Genomic DNA, 507 nt, shown 5'->3' on the forward strand with positions numbered 1-507 from the left:
GGGCCATATTGAGTAGGACTTGTTGAATTAAATGGCAGGCTAGTTTCGATGTACACTTTACTTTAAAGGAGATATAAATGAAGACAAACGATAGGGCTATATGGGAAATAATAAAGGATATTTTTACTTATATTAATTATATCTTCCTTTCAAAAGAAAGAAGACTTTCATCCAATATAAGTTTGGTGAAAGAAAAATATTGGTTTAGGAAGTTATCGGAAAGGAATCCGAATATTTACTTAGTGATAGAGGAAGATAAAGAACTTAAGGATTATCTATCATCTAGAAAAAAGGTAAGAAAGCTGCTTAGAGATAAAAATGAACGACAGAACTTTAAAAAATGGTTAGAAACTAAAACAATTATTTAAAATGTAACCTTATCTATATGAAAAGTCATAGCCAATTACCCAATGTAATCTTGTAAAGATTAGAAATCAAGTTTATGAAATGTTGTACTTATAGTATCGGACGAGTTTGCGTGATAAGGACAGTGCATCAAACGGGCCA

General features: G+C 30.6%; 1 protein-coding gene. It reads left to right on the forward strand.

What is annotated here, in order from left to right:
• The first annotated feature begins 77 nt into the window (after nucleotides 1–77).
• Nucleotides 78–368 carry a hypothetical protein gene (locus CSV76_RS17075; RefSeq protein ID WP_099626308.1) on the forward strand — a complete coding sequence of 97 codons (291 nt, stop codon included), beginning with the start codon at nucleotides 78–80 and terminating at the stop codon, nucleotides 366–368.
• Nucleotides 369–507 lie beyond the last annotated feature (139 nt).

This window comes from Sporosarcina sp. P17b (genome assembly GCF_002743115.1).
Taxonomy (GTDB): Bacteria; Bacillota; Bacilli; order Bacillales_A; family Planococcaceae; genus Sporosarcina; species Sporosarcina ureae_C.

Excerpts from the sequence above, each read along its gene's own strand:
- CSV76_RS17075 (WP_099626308.1), top strand. The coding sequence starts at position 78 with ATGAAGACAAACGATAGGGCTATATGGGAAATAATAAAGGATATTTTT.